This window comes from Bartonella sp. AP58NXGY, from assembly GCF_042195785.1.
GTDB lineage: Bacteria > Pseudomonadota > Alphaproteobacteria > Rhizobiales > Rhizobiaceae > Bartonella.
This window is the reverse complement of sequence record NZ_JBHIOY010000035.1, coordinates 1-3,605: the sequence shown is the minus strand read 5'-3', so window position 1 is coordinate 3,605 and position 3,605 is coordinate 1. Positions and strand designations below refer to the sequence as shown.

General features: G+C 47.4%; 5 protein-coding genes. All 5 read left to right on the top strand.

Going from position 1 to position 3,605, the window contains the following annotated elements; genetic code table 11:
• Positions 1–1,559: phage tail tape measure protein (locus ACFINC_RS09045; protein WP_375616992.1), on the top strand; the 1,559-nt coding region annotated here is incomplete at its 5' end.
• A 37-nt stretch (positions 1,560–1,596) separates the two neighbouring features.
• Positions 1,597–1,722, top strand: a complete 126-nt coding sequence (locus ACFINC_RS09040; protein WP_375616991.1) for a hypothetical protein — start codon at positions 1,597–1,599, stop codon at positions 1,720–1,722.
• Positions 1,723–1,733: 11 nt separating this feature from the next.
• Positions 1,734–2,180, top strand: coding sequence for a phage tail protein (locus ACFINC_RS09035; RefSeq protein WP_120102364.1), 447 nt, complete (start codon positions 1,734–1,736; stop codon positions 2,178–2,180).
• Positions 2,177–2,431 (top strand): tail protein X, encoded by a 255-nt coding sequence (locus tag ACFINC_RS09030; RefSeq protein ID WP_120101381.1) that lies wholly within the window; start codon positions 2,177–2,179, stop codon positions 2,429–2,431. The genes ACFINC_RS09035 and ACFINC_RS09030 overlap by 4 nt, the downstream gene beginning before the upstream one ends.
• Positions 2,422–3,432 (top strand): phage late control D family protein, encoded by a 1,011-nt coding sequence (locus ACFINC_RS09025; RefSeq protein WP_375616990.1) that lies wholly within the window; start codon positions 2,422–2,424, stop codon positions 3,430–3,432. The genes ACFINC_RS09030 and ACFINC_RS09025 overlap by 10 nt, the downstream gene beginning before the upstream one ends.
• Positions 3,433–3,605 lie beyond the last annotated feature (173 nt).

Genomic DNA, 3,605 nt, shown 5'->3' with positions numbered 1-3,605 from the left:
AACATATTGAAGATGCTTTTACCAATATTGGTCTCTCTCGCCAAAAATTTATGGAAGATTTGGAGAAAGATGCCACCGGTACCTTGGTGCGCTTTTTTGATGTGTTGGGCAAATCCGAACAGGGAATGCGTTCGCTGATTGCCATTGCGGGGCGCGACTTTACCGGTGATTTTGCCAAATTGGTTGGCAATCCCGAATTGCTAGGGCAAGCATTAGATTATGTGAAAGACCCAAAAGTCTTTAAAGGCTCTGTAGAGCAAGAGGCAGATAAACAAGCAACCGGTGCCATGCGGCAATTTGAACTGTTGCAAAACCGCATTGTGGCTTTAGGGGTTACCATTGGTGAGGTTTTGTTGCCCCATGTGAACAGTTTAATGGAAACTGTTGGTGGTTTTTTAAACGTTCTGATGGCATGGGCTAATGAACACCCTGTTTTGACCGGTGTGATCATCAAAACCATTGCCGCCCTGATGGCTTTTAACATCGCTTTACGGGTTGTACGTTTTACCATGGCGGGAACCCGCCTTGGGATCCTGCAATTGATTGCCTCTTTTATCAAGCTTGGATCTATTAGCCGCATGCTGAAGGCAAGTTGGCGCGGGCTCTTGGCTTCAGGGCGCTCACTGGGCTTGCTCACCGCAGGGTTTGGGGCACGTTTCCTCAAACTTTTGCGCCCCATGACCTTGTTGGTGGGTGCTTTGCGGGGGATTGCTGTCTCAGGGGCGGCTTTTGCGAGGAGCTTTGGTTTGATAGGAACCGTGATCGAAGTGGTTGGGGCAAGCCTGTCCTCTGTTGTGGGGGGGCTTTTTACTCCGGTAGGGGCTGTGATTGCTGCTGTTGTGGCTATCATATTGGCTGCTGGTTTTGCTTTGTGGAAATATTGGGACCGTGTTTCTTCTTTTATAAAGGGCTTTGCACGGGGGATAACACGGGCTTTTGGCCAAGCCTTTGAAGCCGTCATGCGTTTTTTTGGGGCTGATACCAGCACCATCACCCGTTGGAAGAATATCATTGCTGCTGCTTTTGATTTCTCTCAAAATTGGCAAAAGTTTAAACAAGGTCTTGCCTCTGTTGCTCAAATTTGTGAAAGCTTGTGGGAGGGGATTAAACAAAGCCTTTCCAACTTTTGGCAATGGTTGAAGCGTTTTTTTTCTCAAGAAAAGCTCACGGATAGTGCCAAGGCTGGTATGGAACAAGCCGGGGAAGATTTAGCGAATTGGATTGTTAATGGTTTTATGTCGTCCATCTCACAATTGACAGATTTTTGTAAATCTTTACCTCACCGCATAAAGGGGTGGATTGGGTCGATTGATGTAAGAGATTATTTGCCAAGTTTTTTAGGAGGCAAAACGCCTCAGCCCCTTGTACAATTTGCGGTGGCTGGTCGTGCCAATGTGCCTCTCACAGAAGCAAAAGACAAAGAACGCGTCCCCATCACGCACCATCAAAATGTCACGGTGCATGTCAATGGCGCGCGTGATCCCATTGCCACTGGTCGTGCGGTTAGTCACGCCATTCAACGCGCACGCGCCAATGCGCTGCATGGAGGGACCGAATAATGGCAGGAAGGCAATGAGGGGAGGGACACACAAACTTATGTATCGCACTCAAAATGTCACGGTGCATGTCAATGGCGCTCGTGATCCTGTTGCTAATGGTCGAACGGTTACTCACACCATTCAACGGGCACGCGCTAATGCATTGCATGAGGGAATAGAATAATGGGAGGGAGCATGCAAGATCCTTTGATGATGTTAGGTCCACATCAATTTTATGTGGACTGGCTTAATTTCCAATCTTTTGAAGAGGAATTCTCTGCCTCATGGGTTTGCTTAGAGCGTTTTGGCAAGTCGCCTAGTTTGCAATTTACTGGCTATGGCAATGATCCCAAAACCATTCATGGCGTTTGGTTTCCAGAAGAATTTGGTGATCGTGTAGCCATTGATGCCATCACCACAACGATCAAGAGAGCAAAGCCGGTCCAGATGCTTCGTTGGATCAATGATACCACCTATAGTGTCCTTCTCCATGGACCCGTGGTGATCACCAGTATCACGAAAGACCACGACTTTATCAGTCGCTCCGGTCAATCCCAGCGTATCCGCTATTCCATCAGTCTCTTACCCTTTTTTAATGGCGGAAAACCGCAAGGACAATATCAGGTGGGGCAAACTTTATGAAGATACCAGAAAAGCGTGTTGTTGTAGAGCTGGAGGATATGAGTCTCGATCTCCTCTGCTTTCAACATGCCATGGCTGTGTTAGGGGACCGTTCTCAAGTTGGATTATTAAATGGCTATTGTGAAGCCACATTGGAAGCCAATCCAGAGATTGCCAAATATGGTCCAATTTTACCGCGAGGCTTAACGGTCATTCTGCCTGAATTTATCCCCCAAGAAAAGAACCGCGTGGTGAAACGGTTATGGGATTAATGCGCACACACCCTTTTATTGTGGTTAAGGTGGGAGAAAAACCTGTTCATGAAGTTTTTTACCAACGTCTTTTAACGGCAACCATCACAGACAATGCGGGTAATGAAGCCGATACATTCGAGGCGGAATTTGATGATAGCGGCAATGATTTAGAGATTCCCTCCAGTAACAGTGCGCTCCATGTCACCTTTGGCTATCAGGACAGCATTCGTGCCTTTATGGGGCGTTTTGTTGTGGAGACGGTGATCAGTTGTGGGGGCAGTGATGGAGAGATTTTGCGCCTTTGTGGCAAAAGTGCCTCGATGTGTGCGGAGATCAAAGAACAGGCGAGTGAACATTTTGACCACAAAACCATTGCTGAGATTGTTGAGGCCCTTGCCAAACGCCATGGTTATCAAGCAAAGGTCAGTCCACAATTTACCAAACAAACCTTGCCTTATGTGGTGCGCACCGATCAATCGGCCGTTGATTTTTTAACTAGGCTTGCGGATCGCATGCGGGCGCGTTTTTTAATCAAAGACCATAAGTTTTTATTTTTAAGCGGGGACAATCTCCCCCTCCAGACCATTCATCAACATGAGTGTTCCCATTGGGAATTCACCCTAGAGCCGCGTACGCAATACGGCATCATTGAAGCTTCTTATTTTGATCGCGCAAAAGGGCAACAATGCCAAGTCAAGCATCAAACAGGGTTTACTGGCCCCATTCGCCGTCTGCGCAGTTGTTATCCAAGTCAAGAAGAAGCACAAGCGGCGGCTGCTTCCGAGTCGGATCGCTTATGCCGTGCTGTAGGCAGTGGCTCCTTAACTCTTGCGGGATACCCTGAAATCATGGCGGGTCAACCGCTTCTCCTGCAAGGGTTTCGAGGCGAAATCAATGGTCCATGGAAAGCTGCTACCGTGACCCATCGCTATGAAAAGCAAAGCGGCTACATCACAGAAATAACCTTTGAGGCACCAGATAAGGGAAACAAAACAGGAGAAAAGAAAACCTCTGAGTGACAGAAAATCAAAGGGTCAACTTGACCATTTGATCGGTTGTGATGAGGAATAGGTGCAACTTGCACCAATTGCTCAAAGAGCAATAGAATCAAGTTGATCCTACTGCATGAGTACAGCAATAGGGTAGTGTTTACCCAATTCCTCAAAGGAGCAATGGTGGAAATATTGCACAA